Annotated in this window: 19 protein-coding genes and 2 riboswitches; of the genes, 7 read left to right on the top strand and 12 right to left on the bottom strand. The window is 62.1% G+C overall.

Annotation, left to right across the window (positions count from 1 at the left end; translation table 11 throughout):
* Window positions 1-165 precede the first annotated feature (165 nt).
* The 3 genes from glnA to O9X62_RS05705 all read left to right on the top strand — a co-directional run bounded on the left by glnA (window position 166) and on the right by O9X62_RS05705 (window position 3,441).
* Window positions 166-1,575, top strand: a complete 1,410-nt coding sequence (glnA, locus tag O9X62_RS05715; RefSeq protein WP_269531804.1) for a type I glutamate--ammonia ligase — start codon at window positions 166-168, stop codon at window positions 1,573-1,575.
* A 376-nt stretch (window positions 1,576-1,951) separates the two neighbouring features.
* Window positions 1,952-2,971, top strand: coding sequence for a substrate-binding domain-containing protein (locus O9X62_RS05710; protein WP_269531803.1), 1,020 nt, complete (start codon window positions 1,952-1,954; stop codon window positions 2,969-2,971).
* A 107-nt stretch (window positions 2,972-3,078) separates the two neighbouring features.
* Window positions 3,079-3,441: a hypothetical protein gene (locus tag O9X62_RS05705; protein WP_269531802.1), complete on the top strand. Its 363-nt coding sequence runs from the start codon at window positions 3,079-3,081 to the stop codon at window positions 3,439-3,441.
* 44 nt (window positions 3,442-3,485) lie between these two features.
* Here O9X62_RS05705 and metH read toward each other — a convergent pair whose 3' ends face one another.
* The 6 genes from metH to O9X62_RS05675 form a co-directional block, all read right to left on the bottom strand.
* On the bottom strand, window positions 3,486-7,190 hold the full coding sequence (gene metH, locus O9X62_RS05700) for a methionine synthase (RefSeq protein ID WP_269531801.1): 3,705 nt from the start codon (window positions 7,188-7,190) through the stop codon (window positions 3,486-3,488).
* 111 nt (window positions 7,191-7,301) lie between these two features.
* Entirely contained in the window at window positions 7,302-8,201 is a 900-nt protein-coding gene (locus O9X62_RS05695) for a succinylglutamate desuccinylase/aspartoacylase family protein (protein WP_269531800.1), read from the bottom strand.
* Window positions 8,202-8,290: 89 nt separating this feature from the next.
* Entirely contained in the window at window positions 8,291-9,691 is a 1,401-nt protein-coding gene (gene ntrC / locus O9X62_RS05690) for a nitrogen regulation protein NR(I) (protein WP_269531799.1), read from the bottom strand.
* Between the two features lie 16 nt (window positions 9,692-9,707).
* Window positions 9,708-10,769 (bottom strand): nitrogen regulation protein NR(II), encoded by a 1,062-nt coding sequence (glnL, locus tag O9X62_RS05685; protein WP_269531798.1) that lies wholly within the window; start codon window positions 10,767-10,769, stop codon window positions 9,708-9,710.
* Between the two features lie 188 nt (window positions 10,770-10,957).
* Complete coding sequence (locus O9X62_RS05680; RefSeq protein ID WP_269531797.1) at window positions 10,958-11,422, bottom strand: DUF4124 domain-containing protein; 465 nt, start codon at window positions 11,420-11,422, stop codon at window positions 10,958-10,960.
* Window positions 11,423-11,473: 51 nt separating this feature from the next.
* Window positions 11,474-12,250: a tRNA threonylcarbamoyladenosine dehydratase gene (locus O9X62_RS05675; protein ID WP_269531796.1), complete on the bottom strand. Its 777-nt coding sequence runs from the start codon at window positions 12,248-12,250 to the stop codon at window positions 11,474-11,476.
* 120 nt (window positions 12,251-12,370) lie between these two features.
* On the opposite strand from O9X62_RS05675, the gene O9X62_RS05670 reads away from it, so the two are divergent.
* A complete protein-coding gene (locus tag O9X62_RS05670; RefSeq protein WP_269531795.1) occupies window positions 12,371-13,114 on the top strand; it encodes a pseudouridine synthase in 744 nt (247 codons plus the stop codon).
* Between the two features lie 225 nt (window positions 13,115-13,339).
* Here O9X62_RS05670 and plsB read toward each other — a convergent pair whose 3' ends face one another.
* The 5 genes from plsB to metK all read right to left on the bottom strand — a co-directional run bounded on the left by plsB (window position 13,340) and on the right by metK (window position 20,361).
* Complete coding sequence (gene plsB, locus O9X62_RS05665; protein ID WP_269531794.1) at window positions 13,340-15,868, bottom strand: glycerol-3-phosphate 1-O-acyltransferase PlsB; 2,529 nt, start codon at window positions 15,866-15,868, stop codon at window positions 13,340-13,342.
* Between the two features lie 220 nt (window positions 15,869-16,088).
* Window positions 16,089-16,916: a methylenetetrahydrofolate reductase [NAD(P)H] gene (gene metF, locus O9X62_RS05660; protein ID WP_269531793.1), complete on the bottom strand. Its 828-nt coding sequence runs from the start codon at window positions 16,914-16,916 to the stop codon at window positions 16,089-16,091.
* A gap of 76 nt (window positions 16,917-16,992) precedes the next feature.
* Entirely contained in the window at window positions 16,993-17,499 is a 507-nt protein-coding gene (locus tag O9X62_RS05655; RefSeq protein WP_269531792.1) for a GNAT family N-acetyltransferase, read from the bottom strand.
* Window positions 17,500-17,555: 56 nt separating this feature from the next.
* Window positions 17,556-18,956 carry an adenosylhomocysteinase gene (gene ahcY / locus O9X62_RS05650; RefSeq protein ID WP_308446428.1) on the bottom strand — a complete coding sequence of 467 codons (1,401 nt, stop codon included), beginning with the start codon at window positions 18,954-18,956 and terminating at the stop codon, window positions 17,556-17,558.
* A 106-nt stretch (window positions 18,957-19,062) separates the two neighbouring features.
* A riboswitch (S-adenosyl-L-homocysteine riboswitch) is annotated at window positions 19,063-19,131 on the bottom strand.
* A gap of 60 nt (window positions 19,132-19,191) precedes the next feature.
* Entirely contained in the window at window positions 19,192-20,361 is a 1,170-nt protein-coding gene (gene metK, locus O9X62_RS05645) for a methionine adenosyltransferase (RefSeq protein ID WP_269531790.1), read from the bottom strand.
* A 90-nt stretch (window positions 20,362-20,451) separates the two neighbouring features.
* On the opposite strand from metK, the gene O9X62_RS05640 reads away from it, so the two are divergent.
* Window positions 20,452-21,318: a lysophospholipid acyltransferase family protein gene (locus O9X62_RS05640; RefSeq protein ID WP_269531789.1), complete on the top strand. Its 867-nt coding sequence runs from the start codon at window positions 20,452-20,454 to the stop codon at window positions 21,316-21,318.
* Window positions 21,315-22,184 carry a lysophospholipid acyltransferase family protein gene (locus O9X62_RS05635; protein WP_269531788.1) on the top strand — a complete coding sequence of 290 codons (870 nt, stop codon included), beginning with the start codon at window positions 21,315-21,317 and terminating at the stop codon, window positions 22,182-22,184. The genes O9X62_RS05640 and O9X62_RS05635 overlap by 4 nt, the downstream gene beginning before the upstream one ends.
* A 136-nt stretch (window positions 22,185-22,320) precedes the next feature.
* Here O9X62_RS05635 and O9X62_RS05630 read toward each other — a convergent pair whose 3' ends face one another.
* Window positions 22,321-22,971 carry a protein-L-isoaspartate O-methyltransferase gene (locus O9X62_RS05630; RefSeq protein ID WP_269531787.1) on the bottom strand — a complete coding sequence of 217 codons (651 nt, stop codon included), beginning with the start codon at window positions 22,969-22,971 and terminating at the stop codon, window positions 22,321-22,323.
* Window positions 22,972-23,084: 113 nt separating this feature from the next.
* Window positions 23,085-23,185, top strand: a riboswitch (TPP riboswitch).
* A gap of 40 nt (window positions 23,186-23,225) precedes the next feature.
* Here O9X62_RS05630 and thiC point away from each other — a divergent pair.
* Window positions 23,226-25,142, top strand: coding sequence for a phosphomethylpyrimidine synthase ThiC (thiC, locus tag O9X62_RS05625; protein ID WP_269531786.1), 1,917 nt, complete (start codon window positions 23,226-23,228; stop codon window positions 25,140-25,142).
* Window positions 25,143-25,276 lie beyond the last annotated feature (134 nt).

The following is a 25,276-nucleotide window of genomic DNA, read 5'->3' as shown; positions in this document are numbered from 1 at the left end:
CCCATAGATGGCGCATGAATGCAGTGGATAGCGAGTGGCATGGTTTCTGCTTTTTGTTGGCCCGACTCTGTTCCGGCTGGCGACTAGCCACCCGGACAAGCTTACAATCCCAGCCCGCTGGTGTACCCCACGCCGGCACTTCATCATCTTCAGGAGTTATGCAAAATGGCGGTCGCCGACGTACTCAAGCTCATCCAAGAAAACGATATCCGCTTTGTCGACCTGCGTTTCACCGACACCATCGGCAAGGAACAGCACGTGACCGTGCCTTCGCACGTGGTCGATGAGGAATGGTTCGAACGCGGCCACGCCTTTGATGGCTCCTCGATCACCGGCTGGAAGGGTATCCAGGCTTCCGACATGTTGCTGATGCCGGATCCGTCCACCGCCAATATCGACCCGTTCTTTGACGAGCCGACCGTGTTCCTGACCTGTGACGTGATCGAACCCGACACGGGTAAGGGCTACGACCGCGACCCCCGCTCCATCGCCAAGCGCGCTGAAGCCTATCTGAAGGCATCGGGCCTGGGCGACACCGCCTACTTCGGTCCGGAACCCGAATTCTTCATCTTCGACGGCGTGCAGTGGAACGTCGACATGACCGGCTGCTTCCTGAAGATCACCTCGGACGAGGGTGCCTGGGCCAGCAACGACGCCACCGATGGCGGCAACCACGGCCACCGTCCGCGCGTGAAGGGCGGCTACTTCCCGGTTCCCCCGGTCGATAGCCACCAAGACATCCGCGCCGCCATGGTCATCGCCCTGGAAGAACTCGGCGTGCCCGTCGAAGTGTTCCACCACGAAGTCGCCAACGCCGGCCAGAACGAAATCGGCACCAAGTTCAGCACGCTGGTTCAGCGCGCCGACTGGACCCAGATCCTCAAGTACGTGGTGCACAACGTAGCCCACCAGTACGGCAAGACCGCCACCTTCATGCCCAAGCCCATCGTTGGCGACAACGGCTCCGGCATGCACGTGCACCAGTCGGTCTGGAAGGATGGCAAGAACCTGTTTGCCGGTACCGGTTACGCCGGCCTGAGCGAGTTCGCCCTGTACTACATCGGCGGCATCATCAAGCACGCCAAGGCACTGAACGCCATCACCAACCCGGGCACCAACTCGTACAAGCGCCTCGTGCCGCACTACGAAGCCCCGGTGAAGCTGGCTTACTCGGCCCGCAACCGTTCGGCCTCGATCCGTATTCCGCACGTGGCATCCGACAAGGGCCGCCGTATCGAAGCCCGCTTCCCGGATCCATTGGCCAACCCGTACCTGGCATTCTCGGCCCTGCTGATGGCCGGCCTGGATGGCGTGCAGAACAAGATCCACCCCGGCGATCCGGCCGACAAGAACCTGTACGACCTGCCGCCGGAAGAAGACAAGCTGATCCCGACCGTGTGCGCCTCGCTCGACGAAGCGCTGGACGCACTCGACAAGGATCGCGAGTTCCTGGTTCGCGGTGGCGTGTTCACCAACGAGTGGATTGATTCCTACATCGAACTGAAGATGAACGATGTGAACAAGATCCGCATGACGACCCACCCGGTCGAGTTCGACATGTACTACTCGCTGTAATTTCCGGCTCGCCTGGCGAGCAGGATATGCAGCCCGAAACCCGCAACAATCTTGCTGTTGCGGGTTTTTTCTTGGCTCGTACGCGGCAGGGCGGACCGCTGCGCGATGGCAGCGACGCAACGTAGTTTACTTACCAAAGCGTTTTGGTTACTATCCAAACCGCTTTGGGTATGATGGCACGTCAACGCAACTCACCCACGGCAAGGCAACGATGCAAGGCATCGAGAGATCTCGGGTCGCAACCCTTAGCGTTGCACCTATCGTTCACTCCTCTCTGGCGCGGTATGCTAGCCCCTCAGCAAGGCTGGCCCGCGCCAATTTTTTTGCCTTGGCCGCCTGGAACCTGCCCCAATTCCTCCGTAAGACTTGAGCCACGATGGATCTCAAAGCACTGGCTGCCAGCCTCAACCTCTCCATGACTACCGTCAGCCGGGCGCTGAACGGGTATTCCGACGTCAGCGAAAAAACCCGCCAGCGCGTAGCCGAGGCAGCCAAGGAGCTTGGCTACCAACCCAACCCGATTGCCCGCAGCCTGGCGCTGGGACGCGCCAACGCCATCGGCATTGTTCACCCGCTGGAAGACGGCGACGTGGCCGACCCGCGTTTTCTGGATGTGGTGGCGGGGCTGACCGAGGGGCTGGCGCCCAAGCAGATGGACTTGCTGATTGCCTCGGCTACCCACAAGGGCGAGCTCGATACCTATGAGCGCCTCGTGCATGGTAAGCGGGTGGATGGCTTTATCGTGGCGCGCACCAAGCGGCAGGATGAGCGCATCGAATACCTGCTTGATGAAGGCGTGCCTTTTCTGGCCTACGGCCGTAGCGACGATTGCGCGCGCTACCCTTGGTTCGACTTTGATAACGAAGCCGGCGCGCGTCTGGCCGTGGAGCGACTGGTGAGCCTGGGCCACAAGCGCATCGGCTACCTCTATGCCGCCCAGCACTACAACTTTGCCTACCAGCGCCGCATGGGTTTTCTGCATGGGCTGGAGCAGGCCGGCATCACCCCGAACGAGCACTGGCTGCGTCCGGCCGGCCTGTCGCGCAATAGCGGCTACGCCACGATGCTGGCGATGCTCGACGAAGCCGATCGCCCCACAGCGCTGATCGTGGACAACAACCTGGCCGGCGAAGGCGCTGTAAGGGCCTTGCTGGACCGCGGCGTGAGCCTCGGACGTGAGCTGTCCATCATCATTTACGACGGCAGCCCGCCCGACACCCTGCTTGCCGGGGTGAACATCACCTCGGTCATCCAGCCTACACAGCAGAATGCCGGCCAGCACATGGCCCGACTGATCCGCATGGTGATGGAAGGCAACCATCCGCTCGAAGATTTGCAAATGCTCAGCCAGCCCGCCCTGCAGATCGGCGAGTCTGACGGGCCGTGCATGGACTGACACGACTCGGGCACTTTTTACGCGTGGCCGTATCAGAAGGGTAAGCGCCGGCACAGCCTGTGGGCATGTCCGGCCATTTGCAACCTCATCAGACAGGGAGGCATCTCATGATCGCAAACCCACCCATTCGTGCACTGCTGTACGCCAGCCTGCTGGGTATCGCGGCTATCTCCGCTCACGCAGCCGACGCCAACCAGCAGCCCACCTTGCTGGAAGGCTGGGAAAAACAGACCCATCCACTTTTCCACGATGGTCCCGGCATCAGCCCAGGCACCTTTGCCTGGCGTGTGCCCGCCATCCTGCCGCGTGGCAACTACCGTATCGTCAGCCGCCATGGCGACAAGGCTGAATTGATTGATGGCTACCGTTTCGAGATTGATGGCAGCGTCTTCAAGGAAATCCGCCTGATGCTGCCCTCACCCCACACCGGGGTGGAAGCCATCAAGGAAGAGTACGTTTCCCTGAAATAAGGCGATGAAAAAAGGGGCGCATCCAGCGCCCCTTTTTCCTGCACTCAGGCGTTGTACGCCAAGTTAGGCGCCAGATCGCGCTCGGCCTGCTGCACACTCACGCCACGCCGCACTGCGTAGTCTTCGACCTGATCCTTGTCGAGCTTGCCCACCGCAAAGTACTGCGCATCGGGATGGCTGAAGTACAGACCGCTGACCGCCGCCGTGGGCAGCATGGCATAGCCTTCGGTCAGCTGCATGCCGATCGATTCGGCATCGAGCACGCGGAACAGATCGGTCTTGGTGGTGTGATCCGGGCAGGCCGGATAGCCCGGTGCCGGGCGGATGCCGCGGTAGCGCTCCTCGGTCAGGTCATCCACATTCAGGCCGGTTTCGTGGGCATAAGCCCAGAGCTCGCGGCGCACCTTGGCGTGCATCAGCTCGGCAAAGGCTTCGGCAAGGCGATCAGCCAGCGCCTTGACCATGATGGCGTTGTAATCGTCATTGGCGGCTTCGAAGCGCGCGACATGCGGGTCCACGTTCAAGCCGGCAGTGACGGCAAACAAACCCACGTAATCGTTCTTGCCGCTGTCTTTTGGCGCGACGAAATCGGCCAGACTCCAGTTGGGCTTGCCCTCGGCCTTGCGGTTCTGCTGGCGCAGGCAGTGCATGGCCATCAGCTTGTTGCCCGAAACCGGGTCGTATAGCTCGATGTCGTCGCCTACGCTAGCGGCCGGGAACAGGCCGATCACCCCATTGGCCTGCACCCAGTTCTCGGCCACCATCTGCTTGAGCATGGCCTGGCCATCGGCAAACAACGCACGCGCCGACTCGCCCACCACCTCGTCCTGCAGAATCTTCGGGTACTTGCCGAACAGCTCCCAGGCGTTGAAGAACGGGCTCCAGTCGATGTACTCGACAATCTCGGCCAGCGGATACTGCTCGAAACGGATCACCCCCAGCTGCTTGGGCTTGGGCGGCGTGTAGCCGGCCCAGTCGGGTTTGAAGGCATTGGCGCGCGCGTCGGCGATCTTGAGCAGATCGAGCTTGCCCCGATTGGCGTGGATGGTGCGGATGTTCTCGTATTCGCTGGCGATGCCGGCCACATAGTCGGCACGCAGGTCTTCGGAAAGCAGGTTCGAGCACACGCCCACCGCGCGCGAGGCATCGGGCACGTAGATCACGGGCTGATCGTAATTGGGCGCAATCTTCACGGCCGTGTGCACCTTGGACGTGGTGGCACCGCCGATCAGCAGCGGAATCGTGAACCCTTGGCGCTGCATTTCCTTGGCCACATGGGCCATTTCTTCGAGCGACGGGGTGATCAGGCCGCTGAGGCCGATGATGTCCGCGCCGACTTCACGTGCGGTATCCAGAATCTTCTGCGCGGGCACCATCACGCCCAGGTCGATGACCTCGTAGTTGTTACAGCGCAGCACCACGCCGACGATGTTCTTGCCGATATCGTGCACATCGCCCTTCACCGTCGCCATCACGATCTTGCCTTTGGCTTTGGCGTCGGCAATGCCCAGCCGTACCTTTTCTTCCTCGATGAACGGCTCCAGATAGGCCACAGCGGCCTTCATGACACGTGCCGACTTGACCACCTGCGGCAGGAACATCTTGCCCGAGCCGAACAGGTCGCCTACGTGGTTCATGCCGTTCATCAGCGGGCCTTCGATCACATTGATCGGGCGCGGCAGGCTCTGGCGGGCTTCTTCGGTGTCCTCAACGATATAGGTGGTAATGCCCTTGACCAGCGCATGGGTGATGCGCTCCTGCAGGCTGCCGTTGCGCCAGCTCAGGTCTTCACCCTTGGCAGCGTTGGCGTCGCCTTTGAAGCGCTCGGCCAGCGCGATCAGGTGTTCGGTGGTGTCGGCACCATCGGCGCGCGCCCGGTTGAGCACCACATCCTCGATCGCATTGCGCAGCTCGGGTTCGACTTCTTCATACACCTCCAGCGCGCCGGCATTGACGATGCCCATGGTCATGCCGCGCTGGATCGCGTGATACAGGAACACGGCGTGGATCGCCTCGCGCACCTTGTTGTTGCCGCGGAAGCTGAAGCTCACGTTCGACACACCGCCTGAAATCTTCGCGTGTGGCAGATGCTGTTTGATCCAGCCTGTGGCTTCGATGAAATCCAGACCATAGCGCGCGTGTTCTTCAATACCGGTGGCCACGGCAAAGATGTTCGGGTCGAAGATGATGTCGGCCGGGTCAAAGCCGACCTCATCGACCAGAATCCGGTAACTCTTCTCGCAGATCTCGATCTTGCGCGCGTAGGTATCGGCCTGGCCGACCTCGTCAAACGCCATTACGATCACAGCCGCGCCATAGCGCTTGCACAGACGGGCGTGCTTGATGAACTCGGCCACGCCTTCCTTCATCGAGATCGAATTGACGATGCACTTGCCCTGCACGCACTTGAGGCCGGCCTCGATCACGCTCCATTTGGACGAGTCGATCATCACCGGCACGCGCGAGATATCGGGCTCGGAGGCGATCAGGTTCAGGAAGGTGACCATGGCCTTTTCGGCATCGAGCATGCCCTCGTCCATGTTCACGTCGATGACCTGTGCGCCGGCTACCACCTGCTGGCGGGCCACCTCGAGCGCGGCCGGGTAATCGCCGGCCAGGATCAGCTTGGCAAACGCGCGCGAGCCGGTCACATTGGTGCGTTCACCCACGTTCACGAACAGATCGCCATCGCCGATATTGAACGGCTCAAGGCCCGACAGGCGCTGTTTGGCCTCGATTTGGGGCAGCGCGCGTGGCTTCAGACCCGCCAGCGCCTGTGCCATGGCGGCGATATGGTCGGGCGTGGTGCCACAACAGCCGCCGACGATATTCACCAAGCCCGACTCGGCCCATTCGCGCACCTGCACGGCCATGACCTCGGGCGTGAGGTCGTAGCCGCCAAACGCATTAGGCAGACCGGCATTCGCGTGCACCGACACAAACGATTCGGAAACCCGCGCCATCTCTTCCACATAAGGGCGCAGCAAATCCGGCCCCAGCGCGCAGTTGAGACCGTAGCTGACAGCATCGGCATGGCGCAACGAGTTGTAGAAAGCCTCGGTCGTCTGACCCGTCAGCGTGCGGCCGGACTGATCGGTAATCGTGCCTGACACCATGATGGGCAAGCGCTCAATGTCCGGGCGTTCGTCGAAATACTTGTGGATCGCAAAAACGGCGGCCTTGGCATTCAACGTGTCGAAAATCGTTTCGACCAGCAGCAGGTCGGCGCCACCCACAACCAGGCCATCAATCGCTTCCAGATAGCTCTCGACGAGCTGATCGAAGGTCACATTGCGATAGCCCGGGTCATTCACATCGGGGCTGATCGAGCAGGTGCGGTTGGTGGGGCCGAGCACGCCAGCGCAGAAGCGCGGCTTGTTCGGGGTTTTGGCCGTCTGGGCGACGCACAGATCTTTGACCAGCCTGGCGGCCGCCACGTTGAGTTCGTGCACCAGCGATTGCATGTCGTAATCGGCCATGGCAATGCTGGTGGCGTTGAAGCTGTTGGTCTCGATGATGTCGGCACCGGCATCGAGATAGGCCTGATGGATGCCGCCGATGATGGCCGGCTGGGTCAGCACCAGCAGATCGTTATTGCCCTTGAGGTCGCTGGGCCAATCCTTGAAGCGCTCGCCACGGTAGTCCGCCTCACCCAGATTGTGACGCTGGATCATCGTCCCCATGCCGCCATCGAGCATCAGGATGCGGTCTTGTAGCAGGGCTTCGATCTGTGTGCGGCGCTGGGTCATGGCAAGTGGCTGATATTGCGAGGGAAACGGCGGAATTTTAGCACGCAGCAGGTGTGCGCCTTGAGACCATTCGGCCTAAGCACATGAATTCCCCTCATGCAGCCAGCCTGCTCAATCGGTGAAGCGTGTCCCAGCATCCGCCAGATAGACCCATTCGGCACCCACCTTGCACAGCGGATCGGGGAATACCAGATAGCCATCGGCTTCCGCACGCAAGACGCTGCCATCGCCAAAGGTGCCGATCAGCTCACCGGCCTGCACGGCATCGAAACTCTGCCAGGCGCGGCTGAATTGGTCTGCCTCGCTACGCCGCAGTATGGTCTGACGAAAGCGTACCGAGAGCGGCGCCTCGGCAGCAGCCGGCTCGGGCTCGTCCACCAGACCCAGATAGGCGAGCGTGTGGCGGATGGCGCGATACGCCACCTCGGGCGCGGCCGGGTCGGCATGCTGGCCGCACTCGAGCGTCAGGCCATATTTGCCATGCGCCCGCATCCAGTTGGCCATGCTGGCACCACCGGGCGGCGGCACTACGCGCTCGGTGCGGATGAGGCTGCCTTCCACGAATCGGCTCACGCCCAGATATCTGGCGAGTGCCACCTCATCCGCAGCGCGGACAAACGGGGTATCGGGCCCCAGCACCACAAAGGGCTGGCCGGGGCTCTGGAAGGAGTGCAGGTCCAGCAGCACATCGTGCGCCAGCAGCAGCGGCGCAAGCTGGTTGGCGAGGCGCTCTTCAAAGCTGGCGGGCGCATCACGCACGGCGATCTTGCGATTAAGGTCGCCCTCGCCCTCCCGCCGTCCCTGCGCATAGGCGAGCGGATTGCAAACCGGCACTAGAGTGAGCTGGCCACGGCACAAGGCCAGCTCGCCGCGATCCAGCTCGGCCAGCAACCGCTGGATTGCACGGGTGCCGCAGGTTTCGATGCCATGCACAGCACCGGTGATGATCAGACGGGAGCCGGGCTCGGCGTGGGCAAGGGTATGCCAGCGAAGTTGTGCGGGTGGCAGCATGAGCACTCGTCTAACGGAACGGGCTTTTACGATACGCCGCCACCGGGCAATACGGCCCTGCCGCTTTACCTGCCACCAATAACTACGATCTATTCGCCGCCAATTTCCCGCTCCAGATCCAGCTCCTGGATCTTGCGTGTCAGCGTGTTGCGGCCCAGACCTAGCCGCTCGGCAGCCTCGATCCGCTTGCCGCCGGTGGCCGCCAATGCACGCAGGATCAGCGTGCGTTCAAACTGGTGGGTCAGCGCCTCGATAAAGCCGCGCTCGCCCTGGCGCAGGCGGCGGTCGGCTTCCTGCGCGAGCTGCTCCACCCAATCGCCACTGACACTGCTGCTGCCTTCCTGCTTGAGTTCGGGCGGCAGATCGGCCGGGCCGACGGCTTGGCCCGGTGCCATCACGGTGATCCAGTGGCACAGGTTTTCGAGCTGGCGCACATTGCCGGGGAAGGCAAAGCCGGTGAGCACGCGCATGGCATCGTCCGTCAGCCGCTTGGCCTCTACGCCCAGATCACGCGCCGATTTGGCGAGGAAGTGGCGTGCCAGCAGCGGGATATCCTCGCGTCGCTCCTGCAATGAGGGCAGACGCAGGCGGATTACATTGAGGCGGTGGAACAAGTCTTCGCGGAATAGACCGTTCTTGACGCGTTCTTCCAGCGCCTGATGGGTGGCCGCAATCACGCGCACATTGGCCTTGATCGGCGCATGGCCGCCCACTCGGTAGAAGAAGCCATCCGAGAGCACGCGCAGCAGGCGGGTTTGCAGCTCGGGCGGCATATCGCCGATTTCATCCAGAAACAGCGTGCCGCCCTCGGCCTGCTCGAAGCGACCGGTACGCTGCGCCTGGGCGCCGGTAAACGCGCCGCGTTCGTGGCCGAACAGCTCGCTCTCCAGCAGATCCTTGGGGATGGCGGCCGTGTTGATGGCCACGAACTGGCGACCTGCCCGCGGGCTATGGCGATGCAAGGCACGCGCCACCAGCTCCTTGCCCGAGCCGGATTCGCCGGTGATCAGGACGGTGGCAGCGCTCTGGCTCAGCCGGCCAATCGCGCGGAACACCTCCTGCATGGCCGGTGCCTGACCCAAGATCGCCGGGGCGTCTTCGGGCACCTCGTCCTCGACATCCTGCTTGAGGCTCTCGTCGAGCGCACGGCGGATCAGCTCGACTGCGTGGTCCACATCGAACGGCTTGGGCAAGTACTCGAACGCACCACCCTGGAATGCGGCCACCGCCGAATCCAGATCGGAGTGCGCGGTCATGATGATCACGGGCAAACGCGGATGGCGTTCCTTGATCTGGGCAAGCAGGTCCAGGCCCGATTCGCCGGGCATGCGGATATCGCTGACCACCACGGCCGGTGTTTCGCGCTGCAGGGCATCGAGCGTTTCGGCTACCGAGGCAAAGCTGCGGAAAGCGATGCCTTCGCGTCCCAGGGCTTTTTCGAACACCCAGCGGATGGAGCGGTCGTCGTCAATGATCCAGACGGGTTTCATGGGCAGGCGATCTGTTCTATTTGCCGCCATTGACCGGCGAGTAGCCGTTCAGTGGCAAGGTCAGGGTGAAGCAGGTGCGGCCCGGTTCGCTTGCGAACTCGATGGTGCCGCCATGCTGCTGGACAAAGGTGTGGGCCAGATGCAGGCCGATGCCGGTGCCGCCGGGGCGGGCCGAGACCAGCGGGTAGAAAATCGTTTCGCGGATGTGCTCGGGCACGCCGGGGCCGTTGTCGATGATGTCCAGCGTCAGCCCCAGCGGAAAGCGCTGACGATTGAGCGTGACCTGGCGCGCCACGCGCGTCTTGAACACCAGTTGGCCCACGCCATGCATGGCTTGCGCGGCATTGCGGGCGATATTGAGCACGGTCTGGATCAGCTGTTCCTTGTCGCCGTACAGGTCGGGCGCACTGGTGTCGTAATCGCGGCGCACGGCCATATTGGGGAACTCGGCCAGCACCACGCTGCGCACGCGCTCAAGGACTTCGTGGATGTTCAGCTCTCCGAGCTGCGGCAGGCGATGCGGCGTCAGCAGGCGGTCGAGCAGGCTTTGCAGGCGATCGGCCTCGCTGGTGATCACTTGCGTGTATTCGCACAGCGCCGGGTCGTCGAGCTCCTTGCGCAATAGCTGCGCCGCGCCGCGGATACCACCGAGCGGGTTCTTGATCTCGTGTGCCAGATTGCTGATCAGCTGGCGATTGGCCTGCTGCTGCTTGGCCAGCCGCTCTTCGTTGGCAATGCGGCGCTGCTGATCGGTACGGCGGAATTCCAGCACCGTGAGCGCCGCCGCTTCCACCTCGCGAACCGTGAAACCCACGTGGATGATGCTGCCCAGGCGCACGGCCAGCGCCACATCATGCTCGGTCACGCTGGCGTTCTGGCGCTCAGCGGCATCGAGCGCGGCATTGATCTCGCCGGGCTCGGCAAAGCAGGCCGACAGCGGCCGACCCACCGCATCCCGCGCGGGCAGCTCGAACAGGTTCTCGGCGGCAGGATTCAGATGGCGGACAACACGCGCCGCATCGAGCACGATGACGGCGGTTTCCAGCAGATCGAGTCCGGTAAAACTGGCAGGTGACATATCAAGGTAAAAATCAGGATCAGGACAGGCCTTAGCAAGGAGCAGGCCAGCAAAAGTTCGCGATTTTTACCCAGCAATAACAAAGACTTGAAAATGCCAGGACGGGTTCGCGCCGTTTCGGCGCAGTGCGGCACGCCGTTGATGCACCATCTTAGTGCATTAACCGGGCGCGTGCTGAGCATGCACGTTTATTGAACGCGGGACATTTCCTTGCGCAGCGCTTCGATGTTCTTTTCGTGCATGAGCACGTTCTCGCGCTGGCGGGGATCGGACGGATTGGCGGCGTACTTCTGCCGTGCGGCATCGAGCAGGCGCTGCTCGCCGTTCATTTCGTCCTGGAGGATTTGCAGCTTGGTCATATCGCGCTGGCGCTGGGTGGCGCTATCGACACGCGGGAAGTAGCCGGGTGTCGGCGTGGCACTGGCGCGGGGGGCGCCGCTGCTGGTACCCGAACGGGGGCGGGGCGCCGGAACAGACATGGGGGAAGGCCCCAGGTCCAGCTTATTGGCGCCCTTGATCGGGATATTCGAGTAAGTGACCCGGCCCTCTGCATCCACATGCTTGTAGATATCGGCATGCGCGGCAGGCAGCACCAGTATCAGCGCCGTGGCAGGCGCAGCAAAAGACGTGGGGATCAGGTGGCGAAACAGCATGTGCGATCAATCAGTTAAATCGGCGGTGCATAGTATGCCGGCATCATCGGTTCAGACCAACTGCTTCGCCAACTGGTTCAGTACACGCCCCGCCATCGCCATGCCGAAACTGGCGGTCACGGCCACGGCCGACCCATAACCGGCGCAGTTGAGGCCGCCGCCGGGGGCATCGGCCTCACAGCTTTGCGGCGGGCGAACAATGGGCTCGGTGGAGTAGATGGCTTCGATGCCGAACTTTTTACCTTCGCGCGCGTAGCCATGCTTTTTGCGCAATTCGGCGCGCACGCGGGCCAGCAATGCATCGCCGCTGGTCAGCGCCAGGTCGGCCAGCGCCACGCGGGTGGCATCGGTACGGCCACCGGCACCGCCGGAGACGATCAGTGGAACCTTGTGGCGGCGGCAGTGCGCAACCAGCGCGACCTTGACGCGCATCTGGTCCATGCAGTCGACTACGTAATCAAAGCGCCCAGGCGCAATCAGCGTGGGCAGGTTTTCTTCGGTGAGGAAGTCGTCAATCTCGGCCACCTGCGCACGCGGGTTGATGGCGAGGATGCGGTCGCGCATGGCACCCGTCTTGGCCTGGCCCAGCGTATCGGTGCGCGCATGCAACTGGCGGTTCACATTGGACGGCGCGATATGGTCCATATCGATCAGAGTGAGCTGGCCGATGGCACTGCGTGCCAGCGCCTCCACCGCCCAGCTGCCCACGCCGCCGATGCCGATCACGCAAACGCGCGCGGCTTGAAACCGCGCCAGGGCGGCATCGCCATAGAGTCGCGCCACGCCACCAAAGCGGCGTGCGTAGTCCAGATCATCACTTGCAGTCATGGGTGGATTTTACCGTGCTTGCGGGTGAACCCACGCTTAACTGTGGGTCGCCGCGCGTAACTTCATCTGGCAGCCGGGATGGCTGGCGTTAGAATGCCGTTTTGCACCGGAATCCTGACCATGAGCGACGTTCCAGAGTCCGTCCGTCTATCCAAACGCATGGCCGAACTTGGCCTGTGTTCGCGCCGCGAGGCGGATGAATACATTGAACAAGGCTGGGTAACGGTGGATGGCATCGTCGTCGACGTGCTCGGCAGCCGGGTGTTGCCGCATCAGAAGATCGTGCTCGACAAGCGCGCCGAAGCCGCGCAGACGCAGCGCGTGACCATCCTGATCAACAAGCCCATCGGTTATGTCAGCGGCCAGGCCGAGCAAGGCTTCAAGCCCGCCTCCTTGTTGGTGCGTCCCGAAAACCGCTATGTGGGTGACCGTTCGGGTATCGAGTTCACCCGCCGTCATCTCAACGGCCTGGCGCCCGCCGGCCGCCTCGATATCGACTCGACGGGCCTGCTGGTGCTGACGCAGGACGGCCGTGTAGCCAAGGCGCTGATTGGCGACGATAGCAAGATCGAGAAGGAGTATCTGGTGCGTGTGGAAGGCACACTCAGTGACGAGGGCCTGAAGCTGCTGAACCATGGCCTGAGTCTGGATGGCAAGGTACTGCGGCCCGCCAAGGTCAGCTGGCAGAACGAGGATCAGCTCCGTTTTGTGCTGCGTGAGGGCAAGAAACGGCAGATTCGCCGTATGTGCGAGCTGGTGGGCATCAAGGTGATCGGCCTCAAGCGCATCCGCATCGGCCGGGTACCTTTATCGGATCTGCCCATGGGGCAATGGCGCTTTCTGGGGCCGCACGAGAAGTTCTGATCGGGCCGGGCGCAGGGCGTCATGACGCCGAAGGCTGAATCTCACCGTGGGTATCAGCCCTCCTCCGTACAGCACGAGTCGCTACGCTCAGGGCGCCCTACGGCTTAGGTTCTGACATAGGGTGCAATCAGGCCCAAAGACACATTGCACCGTTACACCCACGGATGCTTGGTGCATTGCGCTGCGCTTAATGCACTCTACATCCCTACAGCCTGCGCTCCGGTCTTAGACCTTGCCTTTGGCCGCCAATCGCGTCAGCGCCTGCTCGACCGTACCGCGGTCCAGCCGCGTCAGATGCAGCACGCTCTGGCGTACATCCGGCGACAGCACATAACGCGACTCAGCCGCTGCGGCGCGCAAGGCGCCGTTGAAGACCAGCTTGCCGGCATCGTCCTCGCTGGCAAAGCCGGCCTGTTTGAGTGTGCCGATAAAGGTGCGGAAGATTGCGCGGTCGAAAAATTCCGGGGCGCTGAATTCGCGCAACAAGGAAATCCGCTGCGCCAGCAGGTGACAAAGGGCTTCAAGCTCGTCGGCACTGATCGCGCCGCTACCCTGCTGGGTCAGCATCGATAGCGAGATGAAGTAACGTACCAGCGCCGGGCGTACGGCTTGTGCCAGCAGCGTGAGCTGGATGTATTCGTCGCTGATATTGTTGGGCGCCAGATAGATGCCTTCGCGGCCGCTGCTCTGCGTGAGCCAGCCCAGTTCCACCAGCGCAGCCAGGTAACGATCCAGCGCCTCGCATAGCGCTTCGGGCTGCCAGCGCAGGCACAGCTCGGCACGCAGGAAGGGGTACACGGTCTTGGCCAGATTGCCGATCTGTTCACGGCTCAGCTGCGCATTGCGGGTGAACAAGCAGGCGATCAGCGAGGGAATCGCCACGCAGTGGAGCACATTGTTCCGCATATAGCTGCACAACACGGCCTCTTCCTGCGGAAAGTGCATCACATCGCCCAGCGCATGTGGATGGCGTTGCAGCAGACTCAGGCGTTCGCAATGCTCGATGATGGCGCGGCCATCCATGCTGGTCAGGCGGGTTCGCGCATCGTAGGGCACCGCCTCCAGCAGGCGGCGATAGCCATCTAGCTGGGCGACGAGCTGGTCTTCATCCATCGCATGGCGCGGGGTGGCCAGCAGCGCCAGACTCAGCAGGTTCACCGGGTTCACCACGGCGGCATTGTTAATGCGATCGGCAATCTGCGCACCCACGCCACTGACGCACTGGGTAAACCAGGCGGGGCGCGTCTCGTCGAGCGGCGGTTCATCGCGCCAACCAGGATGGGTTTGTGCCAGCGCATCCGTGAGCTTGATGGGCTCGCCAAAGTTCACATGCACCTTGCCGAAGTTCTTCTTGAGCTCGCGCACCGTCAGCAGCAGGCTGAACAACGATTCCTTCTGCTTGGGCTTGCCCATCAGCTCGCCGATATAGCTCTTGCCCTCGAACAGCTTCTCGTAGCCGATATAGACCGGGATGAACACAATGGGTCGATTGCGATCCCGCAGATAACTCTGCAGCGTCATCGCCAGCATGCCGGGGCGCGGCTGCAGCAAGCGGCCAGTGCGCGAGCGGCCGCCTTCGACGAAGTACTCGATGGGGAAGCCCTTGGCGATCACCATGTGCAGGTATTCGTTGAACACGGCGGCGTAGAGCTTGTTGCCCTTGAACGAGCGGCGCAGGAAGAAGGCACCGCCACGGCGCAGGATGCTGCCAACCACAGGCAAATTCAGGTTAGCGCCCGCCGCGATATGCGGAATCATCAAACCTTGCTGGAACACGATATAGCTGAGCAGCAGGTAGTCGATATGGCTGCGGTGGCAGGGCACGTAGATGATTTCGTGATCGGGTGCGACGCCGGTCACCGTATCAAAATTGTGCAGTTCCACGCCGTCGTACAGGCGCGTCCACAGCCAGGTCAGGAAGCGGTGGAACACGCGCACGACCGGGTAGCTGTAGTCGGCGGCAATTTCCCAGGCGTAGCGACGGGCCTTGTCCTCGGCCTTGAGCAGCGCGTTGGGACCGCCGCCGTTCTCGGCTGCGAGTGCGCTAATGGCGCCGCGTACGGCCTCGGTCTCGATCAGGCCATCGACCTGGGTGCGGCGGTGCGAGAGATCGGGACCAATCGCCATCTCGCGTTGCTGGCGAAAGTGCACACGCAATACCCGGCCCACCTTGCGAAGGGCACGCTCCTGATCTTCGGCATCGCTGACCAGTTCGCGCAGCGAAACCGGCTGGCCAAAGCGCACCAGGGTTTGGCGGCCATGCAACAGGATGGTGAACAGTTGGCGGAAGCCGCCACGGGGCGACCAGCTCTCGGAAAAGATCACCTTCCAGATCGAGCTTTCCTTATCGGGCGTGCGGCCCCACAGGATCGTGACCGGCACGATCTGCACATCGAAATCGGGTCGGTTGCGCACCGCCTGCGTCAGCCGTTCCAGCCGTGGCGAATAGCCGACATCTTTGCGGCGGCCGAACCAGGGCTCACTGCGGCGGCTGAAGAAAAACGCGCGCGATTCGCGGATGCCATTGGCGGCAATGCCATCGAGCGGCGAGCGCAGGCCGGCGGCCATGACTTCGCGCTCCAGCACCAGGATATTGCTCACAAAACGCCGCGCCAGCACGTAGCAAACCGGCTTGTCCGGATCCAACCCCAGCGCCTGCGGGGTTTCGGACAGCATCTGTGTGCGCACCACGGTAAACAGCAGCTTGCGCGCGAGCAATAAAAACGGCCTGTCGAGGCCGAGATACTTGAGCATCAGATAGGGACAAAATCTGGGATAAGCGTGCAATTATATACCGCAGCCGGCCAAGCGCATGCTTGCTCGGCCAAACGGTGACGCTTTCCTGCACGCTCAGCTGCGAACGCCGTAGGGTGTCAATAGGGTCAGAGGCCGCATTGCACCGATGCCGTGCCCCGCCCCTTGGTGCAATGCGCTGCGCTTATTGCACCCTACACGGCCCTACGCGTCGAGCGCCTTACAGCCCGAGGCGCTGCCAGATCGTGGAGACGGCACCGGCCGAGTTCAGGGTATAGAAATGCAGCCCCGGTGCGCCGCCATCGAGCAGCTTGCGGCACAGATCGGTGATCACATCGAGGCCCAGCGCCTTGATGGACGCGGTGTCATCGCCATAGCTTTGCAGCTTGAGCCGCAACCAGCGCGGAATCTCCGCACCGCAGGTATCGGAAAACCGCGCCAGCTGGCTGAAGTTATTGATGGGCATGATGCCCGGCACGATGGGAATCTCCACCCCGCGTGCGCGCACTTCGTCCACAAAGGCAAAGTAGGCATCGGGGTTGAAGAAGTACTGGGTCATCGCAGAATCGGCACCGGCTTGTGCCTTGCGCACGAAGTTGGCGATATCGTCATGCGCCGTGCGGGCCTGCGGGTGGTACTCGGGGTAGGCCGCGATCTCGATATGGAACCAGTCGCCATGCTGCTCGCGGATGAAGGCGACCAACTCGTTGGCGTAACGGAATTCACCGAACTCGACCATGCCGCTGGGGATATCGCCCCGCAGCGCGACAATGCGGCGAATGCCGTTCTCGCGGTAAGTATTGAGCAGTGCTGCAACGTTTTCCTTGGTGGAACCCACGCAGCTCAGATGCGGCGCAGCCTCGAAGCCTTCGGACTGGATTTCCAGCACGGTATCGAGCGTGCCCTGCTGTGTGGTGCCGCCCGCACCAAACGTCACCGAGAAGAACTCGGGCTTGAGCTGGGCCAGCTGACGCCGCGTATTGCGCAGCTTCTCGATGCCCTCAGGGGTCTTGGGCGGGAAGAATTCGAAGCTGTAGGTCGGGTTCACGGCGAAGTCTCTGTGCAGTAGGTCGATGAATGCTAACACTGCCCTTTACGGCAGCTAATGAATTGCGTGCATGTACTTATGAAGCAGATCGCAAGGCTTGCCAGACGCCCAGCGACTCGGTGGACAAGGCGGCATCGGGCACCATGCGCAGCCGCCGGGCCAGTGTCTGCGACGCCGTATTGCCGGCGTCGATGCGGGCGATGACGCGGTCGGCGCCGATTACGTCAAACGCATGGGCCAAGGCAGCACGCGTTCCTTCAAGCGCATAGCCCTTGCCCTGGTGCATGGGCGCAATCAGCCAGCCGATTTCCAGCGCCGGATTCTCCGCCGGGTACATCAGCCCCAGATTGCCGATGACCTCGCCGGTATCACGCCGCTGCACCACCCAAAAGCCATAACCCCGCAACTGCCAGTGGCCCAGGTGTGCGGCCACTTTGAACCAGGCCGCCGTGCGGGTGGCGACACGCGTGTGCGGAATGAAATGCGTGGCCGCTTCGTCGCCATACAGCGCCAGATAGGCATCGGTGTGCGATTCGGTGGGCGGCACCAGATCGAGTCGGTCGGTATGCAGGCTGAGACTCATCGATTTGCATCCGGTATAGGCAACGCCCCGCAGGGCGCGGGGCGTTGCCGTACGGCTTAGTAGCGATAGTGATCCGGCTTGTACGGGCCTTGCTTCTGCACGCCGATATACGCCGCTTGCGCATCGGTCAGCTCGGTCAGCTGCACGTTGAGCTTTTTGAGCTGCAGGCGGGCAACCTTTTCGTCCAGATGCTTGGGCAGCGTGTACACACCGATCGGGTAATCGGCCGTACGCGTGAACAGCTCGATCTGGGCGATGGTCTGGTTAGCGAACGAGGACGACATCACGTAGCTCGGGTGGCCCGTGGCGCAACCCAGGTTCACCAGACGGCCCTTGGCCAGCAGGATGATGCGCTTGCCGTCCGGGAAGATCACATGGTCAACCTGCGGCTTGATCTCTTCCCACTGGTACTTCTCCAGCGCGGCGACTTCGATCTCGTTATCGAAGTGACCGATATTGCAGACGATGGCCTGGTCTTTCATCTTGGCCATGTGGTCATGGGTGATGATGTGGTAGTTGCCGGTGGCGGTGACGAAGATATCAGCCTTGTCGGCCGCGTAATCCATGGTCACCACGCGGTAGCCTTCCATCGCGGCTTGCAATGCGCAGATCGGGTCGATTTCGGTCACCCAGACCTGCGCCGACAGCGCGCGCAGTGCCTGTGCCGAGCCCTTGCCCACATCGCCATAGCCGGCGACCACGGCCACCTTGCCGGCGATCATCACGTCGGTCGCGCGCTTGATGCCATCGACCAGCGATTCGCGGCAGCCGTACAGGTTGTCGAACTTGGACTTGGTGACCGAGTCGTTGACGTTGATGGCGGGGAACTTGAGGTCGCCACGCTGGTGCATCTGGTACAGGCGATGCACGCCGGTGGTGGTTTCTTCGGTCACGCCCTTGATATGGGCCAGACGCGTCGAGTACCAGGTCTTGTCCACGGCCAGCTTGGCCTTGATGGAAGCGAACAGGATGGTTTCCTCTTCGCTGGTCGGGTGGTTCAGTACAGCCAGATCCTGCTCGGCGCGAGCACCCAGATGCAGCAGCACGGTGGCATCGCCGCCGTCATCCAGAATCATGTTGCTGTAGCCGCCATCGGCCCATTCGAAGATGCGGTGCGTGTATTCCCAGTAGTCAGCCAGCGATTCGCCCTTGACGGCGAACACGGGCGTGCCGGCAGCGGCAATAGCGGCAGCGGCGTGATCCTGCGTCGAGAAGATGTTGCACGAAGCCCAGCGCACCTGCGCGCCGAGTGCTTGCAGCGTCTCGATCAGCACGGCGGTCTGGATGGTCATGTGCAGCGAACCGGTGATGCGCGCGCCACGCAGCGGCTGGCTGGCCGCGAATTCTTCGCGGATGGCCATCAGGCCCGGCATTTCGGTTTCGGCAATCTTGATCTCCTTGCGGCCCCAATCGGCCAGGGAGAGATCGGCAATGACGTAATCTTTGAAGTCAGCCACGGTGTTCGTCCTTATAAACGTGAACAAAGTGGCCGGGATCTGGATGCATGAATCCAGCGGGATGCGGTTCTCACCTGTTGTGCATCCCGTGCCCGGCACGGGGTTGGTCAGGTGAGCGCAGTTTTGAAGATAACCGGGCCTGGGATCGAACGACCTCGCAGCGCTCCCCGGTAGGTGCGCATTCTAAAACAAAACGCCCCGCTGTGGCGGGGCGTTCATCTGCCAAATCAGCTGCTTACAGACCGGCGTCGGCGCGCAGCGCCTCGGCCTTGTCGGTAGCCTCCCAGCTGAATTCCGGCTCTTCGCGGCCAAAGTGGCCGTAAGCGGCAGTCTTCGAGTAGATCGGGCGCAGCAGGTCCAGCGTCTGCACAATGCCCTTGGGACGCAGATCAAAATGGCGCTGGATCAGTTCGACAATCTTCTCGTTCGGGATTTTGCCCGTGTCCCAGGTGTCGACCATGATCGACACCGGCTTGGCGATACCGATGGCGTAAGCCACCTGTACCTGACATTGGCGAGCAATGCCGGCAGCCACGATGTTCTTGGCAATGTATCGGCCCATGTAGGCAGCCGAACGGTCCACCTTGGACGGATCCTTGCCCGAGAACGCGCCACCGCCGTGCGGGCAGGCGCCGCCGTAGGTATCGACGATGATCTTGCGGCCGGTCAGGCCCGAATCACCTTGCGGACCACCAATGACGAAACGGCCAGTCGGGTTGATGAAGTACTTGATGTCGCCCTGCATCAGTTCGGGCGGCAGCACCGGCTTGATGATGTCTTCGATCACGGCTTCGCGCAGCGTTTCGTAAGCAATATCGGGGTGGTGCTGGGTCGACAGCACGATGGTGTCGATCGCCACCGGGCGGCCGGTGTCAGCGTTGTAGCGCAGCGTGACTTGCGACTTGGCATCGGGACGCAGCCAGGGCAGGCGGCCGTCCTTGCGCAGTTCGGACTGGCGCTGGACCAGACGGTGCGAGTAATACAGCGGCGCCGGCATCAGCGTCGGGGTCTCGTCGCAGGCGTAGCCGAACATCAGGCCTTGGTCACCCGCGCCCTGGTCAAGGTCGATACCCTTGCCTTCATCCACGCCTTGGGCAATATCGGGCGATTGCTTGTCGTAGGCGACGAGCACGGCGCAGCCCTTGTAGTCGAAACCGAGTTCCGAGCTGTCGTAACCGATCTTCTTGATCGTGTCGCGGGCAACCTGGATGTAATCGACATTGGCGTGCGTGGTGATTTCGCCGGCCAGTACGCACAGGCCGGTGTTGACCAGGGTTTCAGCCGCCACGCGGGCGTGCTTGTCCTGGCTCAGGATCGCATCGAGAATCGCATCGGATACCTGGTCGGCAACCTTGTCAGGATGGCCTTCCGAGACCGATTCGGAGGTAAACAGAAACTCGCGCATGGATTACTCCTCTTGTCGCTGGTGCCGCAGAGTGCGCGGCTGGGTAGGTAAACCCGCTAAAATAAGCAGATTCAAAAGAACGGTTATCGGATGCTGACTTTACTACTGAAGTGCCTGGCACGTCTGCCACTGTTCATGCTGCATGGCATGGGGGCACTGGTTGGCTGGTTGGTCTGGCGGGCGGATAAACGCTATCGCCAACAGCTCAGCCATAACCTTCGCCAAGCGGATGCCCAAAATTATAACCGTTTGTTAAGTCGAAGCATTGTCCAGCACGGCAAAGGGGCATTTGAGCTGCTCGCCGCCTGGGGCTTGCCTTCGGATCGGGTTTGCCGGCTGGTACGCCATTGTGAAGGTTGGGAACACGCCGAAGCCGCACTGGCCGCGCAACGCCCCATCATTTTCGTGACGCCACATCTGGGTGGTTTTGATATCGCCGGGCGCTATGTGAGCTCGCGCCTGCCTTTTCCGCTCACCGCGATGTACCGCCCGCCCAAGCTGAGCTGGCTGGAGCCGCTGATGCAGGCCGGCCGGATGCGCGATAACGCCAAAACCGCCCCCGCCACCGCGGCCGGGGTGCGCCTGTTGATGAAGGCGCTCAAACAGGGCGAGGCCACTGTCATCCTGCCCGATCAGGCACCCGGCGCCGGTGAGGGGGTGTGGGCACCGTTCTTCGGCAAACCGGCTTACACCATGACCTTGCTACCGCGCCTGGCGCAGGCTACCAACGCGGCCGTGCTGTTCTTTTACGCAGAGCGGCTCGATTGGGGTCGGGGCTTTCGCGTGCACATCGAGCCCATGACCAGCGAGTTCAGTGGTGACAAAGATGCGGACGCCCGTTTGCTGAACCAGCACGTGGAAAAGCTGATTCGCCGGTCTCCCGACCAGTACCTGTGGAGCTACAACCGTTACAAGCAACCAGCCGGTGCGTCGGCACCCCTGGGAGAGCAAGCATGATCCGTCTGCTGGCTGGCCTGATGTGGCTGTTCCGCTGGCTGCCTTTCCGGGTGGTGTATGTACTGGGCAGCGGCTTGGGCAATCTGCTTTACCTGCTTGCGCATGAGCGCCGCCGCGTCGGCCAGACGAATCTGCGGCTGTGTTTCCCGGACATGCCGGAAGCCAAACGTAATCAGGTACTACGTGAACACTTCCGGGCCATGGCCCGCACGATCCTGGAGTACGGCTACAGCTGGTTTGCGTCGCCTGACTGGCTGCGCAAGCATGTGCACCTGGAGGGACTGGAGCACCTGCAAGCACAGGAGGGCAAGCCGGTCATCCTGTTCTCCGGCCACTTTGCGGCGCTGGAACTGTGTGGCATGCGCATGGCACTGGAGACTCGCGTCGTCGATATCTACTCCAGACAGAAAAGCGCCGCGCTGGATGCGTGGATGCACAATCGCCGCTCGCGCTTGGGCAATGGGCTGCTGCTATCGCGGCAGGCCGGCATCCGCCCGGTACTCAAGGCTCTGAAGGAAGGTTGGCGGCTGTATTACTTCCCTGATCAGGATTTCGGCCCGCGCGATGCAGAGTTCATCCCCTTCTTCGGCGTACCGGCGGCCACCATTACCGGCCTGTCGCGATTGGCCAAGGCATCCGGCGCAGTCGTCTTGCCCTGCTTTGCCTCCCGCAACCCCTCGGGCATCGTGTTCCGCATCGAGGCACCGCTGGCTGATTTTCCCGGCGACGACCCGATTGCCGACACGCGCCGCACGGTCGCCCTGCTTGAAGCCCGCATCATGGATGCGCTGCCGCAATACTTCTGGCTGCACAAGCGCTTCAAGACCCGGCCCGAGGGCGAGGCGGGGTTTTACGACAAGGTGTGAGCCGCATCAAGGCCGCATAGCGCCAAGGCCATGCCAGCCATTGATGCAAGGCGCGTTGCTGATTGCACCCTGCGGCCCATGAAAAAGCCCGGCACATAACCGGGCTTTTCGTTTGCTGTGCGGGTCGGTGCCGTGATCAGAATGCGAAGCGCTCGGGCTGCGGCACGTTCTGCAGCGGCTGCACCACCGTCTCGAACAGCTTGGTCGCCACTACCGAGCCACCGGTCTTCGTATACAGCGTGGCCGTCATCACTGGCTCTTCGCCCACAATCGCGAACAGGCGGCCACCCTCGGTCAGCTGATCGAACAGGAAATCCGGCGTGGTCGGGTAGGAGCCCGAAGCGACGATCACATCGTAAGGCGCGTGCTTGGTCCAGCCACGGGCGGCATCGCCAATTTCAACCACCACATTCTGGATGCCGGCCTTGGCCAGCTTGGGGCGCGCGGCATCGGCCAAGGTCGCGTCGATTTCCACCGAGTAGACCTGCTTGCTCAGGCGCGCCAGCAGGGCAGTCAGGTAAGCACCGCCAGTGCCGATTTCGAGTACCCGCTCTTTGCCAGTGAGCGCCACTTCCTGTGCGATGCGCGCTTCGAGCTTGGGTTGCAGCATGCGCTGGCCATTGCCCAGCGGCAGTTCCATGTCCACCAGTGCCAGATCGCGATGCGCGGCAGGCACGAAGTCCTCGCGCTTGAGCTCCAGCAGCAAACCCAGAATGGTCTGATCCAGCACATCCCAAGGACGAATCTGCTGTTCCACCATGTAGTAACGGGCTTGTTCCCAATCCATCGCGGCTTCCTTTCGCTAGATGCCGCTGATCGCGGCACCGGTCAAAACAGGTATCAAATCCTTGTAATTATTCCACACTTGCCTTAGCTTCGCAGGCATTCTGCCCGCCTAGGGCCAGACGCCAGGGGTTCTTTCAGCATGACTGGAAGATGAGACAAACCCTCAGCACCTGATCCGGTTAATACCGGCGTAGGGAGCGCGTCGTAAGGCAAACCCGCCCCTCGCCCGCCCCTGCGCCGTTCATGGAGTACGCAATGAACGCGCCTCAGCAATTCCTCTCGCAAACCGCCCATGTCGACGAAGCCTCGGTGCAGCCGTTCCCGGCATCGCGCAAGGTCTACGTAGAGGGCTCGCGCCCTGATATCCGCGTGCCCATGCGCGAAATCACCCAGACCGATACACCCACCAGCTTCGGCGGCGAGCAGAACCCGCCCATCTATGTATACGACACCAGCGGCCCCTACACCGACCCGGCTGTCGCCATTGATGTGCGCAAGGGTCTGAACCCGCTGCGCGCCGGCTGGATTGCCGAGCGCAACGATACCGAACAGCTCGACGGCATGAGCAGCCAATACGGTCGCGAGCGCGAAGCCGACCATAGCCTCGACGTGCTGCGCTTCAATCTGCAACGCAAACCGCTGCGCGCCAAGGCCGGCGCCAATGTCACGCAGATGCATTACGCCAAGAAGGGCATCATCACGCCCGAGATGGAATACATCGCCATCCGCGAGAACCTGCAGCGCGAGCAGTACATCGAGTCGCTCAAAGTAGCCGGCGGCAAGCTTGCCGACCGCATGGTCGATCTGCTTACGCGCCAGCATCCGGGCCAGAGCTTTGGCGCGGCGATTCCACAGGTGATCACCCCCGAGTTCGTCCGCCAGGAAGTCGCCCGCGGCCGCGCCATCATCCCTGCCAACATCAATCACCCCGAATCGGAGCCGATGATCATCGGCCGCAATTTCCTGGTGAAGATCAACGGCAATATCGGCAACAGCGCCGTCACCTCCAGCATCGAAGAAGAAGTCGCCAAGATGACCTGGGGCACGCGCTGGGGTGCCGACACGATCATGGACCTGAGCACGGGCAAGAACATCCACGAAACGCGCGAATGGATCCTGCGCAACTCCCCCGTGCCGATCGGCACGGTCCCCATCTACCAGGCGCTCGAAAAGGTCAACGGCAAGGCCGAAGACCTGACCTGGGAGCTGTTCCGCGACACACTGATCGAGCAAGCCGAGCAGGGCGTTGACTACTTCACTATCCACGCCGGCGTGCTGCTGCGCTATGTGCCGATGACGGCAAAGCGCATGACCGGCATCGTCTCGCGTGGCGGTTCCATCATGGCCAAGTGGTGCCTTGCGCATCACAAGGAAAACTTCCTCTACACGCACTTCGAAGACATCTGCGAGATCATGAAGGCGTATGACGTCAGCTTCAGCCTCGGCGACGGCCTGCGCCCCGGCAGCGGCTGGGATGCCAATGATGAAGCGCAACTGGGCGAACTGAAGACCTTGGGCGAACTCACGCAGATCGCCTGGAAGCACGACGTACAAACCATGATCGAAGGCCCCGGCCACGTGCCGATGCAGCTGATCAAAGAAAACATGGACCTGCAGCTCGACTGGTGCGACGAAGCCCCGTTCTACACCCTGGGCCCGCTGACCACCGACATCGCCCCCGGCTACGACCACATCACCAGCGCCATCGGCGCCGCCCAGATCGGCTGGTACGGCACCGCCATGCTCTGCTACGTCACGCCCAAGGAGCACCTCGGCCTGCCCAACAAGGACGACGTGAAGGAAGGCATCATGGCCTACAAGATCGCCGCCCACGCGGCCGACTTGGCCAAGGGCCACCCGGGCGCGCAGATCCGCGACAACGCGCTATCCAAAGCCCGCTTCGAATTCCGCTGGGAAGACCAGTTCAACCTTGGCCTAGACCCCGACCGCGCCCGCGAATATCACGACGAGACCCTGCCCCAACAAGGCGCCAAGGTTGCGCACTTCTGCTCGATGTGTGGTCCGCATTTCTGCTCGATGAAGATTACGCAGGATGTGCGTGACTATGCGGAGAAGGAAGGGATTGCGGCGGAAGAGGCGTTGCAGAAGGGGATGGAAGTGAAGTCCATCGAATTCGTGAAGGCCGGAGCGCAGGTTTACCATAAAGCCTGATCATGGATGCCGAACTGCTCCTTGCCCACCGCATCATTCGCCAATATCTAGGCCTTGCCGGTCGAGATATCTAGTCGCTCGGCGGCGCTTAGCGTATTGCTACGACATTGGTTAATCGCGCTTGGTGGCTCGGT

The sequence above is a fragment of the Chitinimonas sp. BJYL2 genome (assembly GCF_027257935.1).
GTDB lineage: Bacteria > Pseudomonadota > Gammaproteobacteria > Burkholderiales > Chitinimonadaceae > Chitinimonas.
This window is presented reverse-complemented; position numbering and strand designations above follow the sequence as displayed.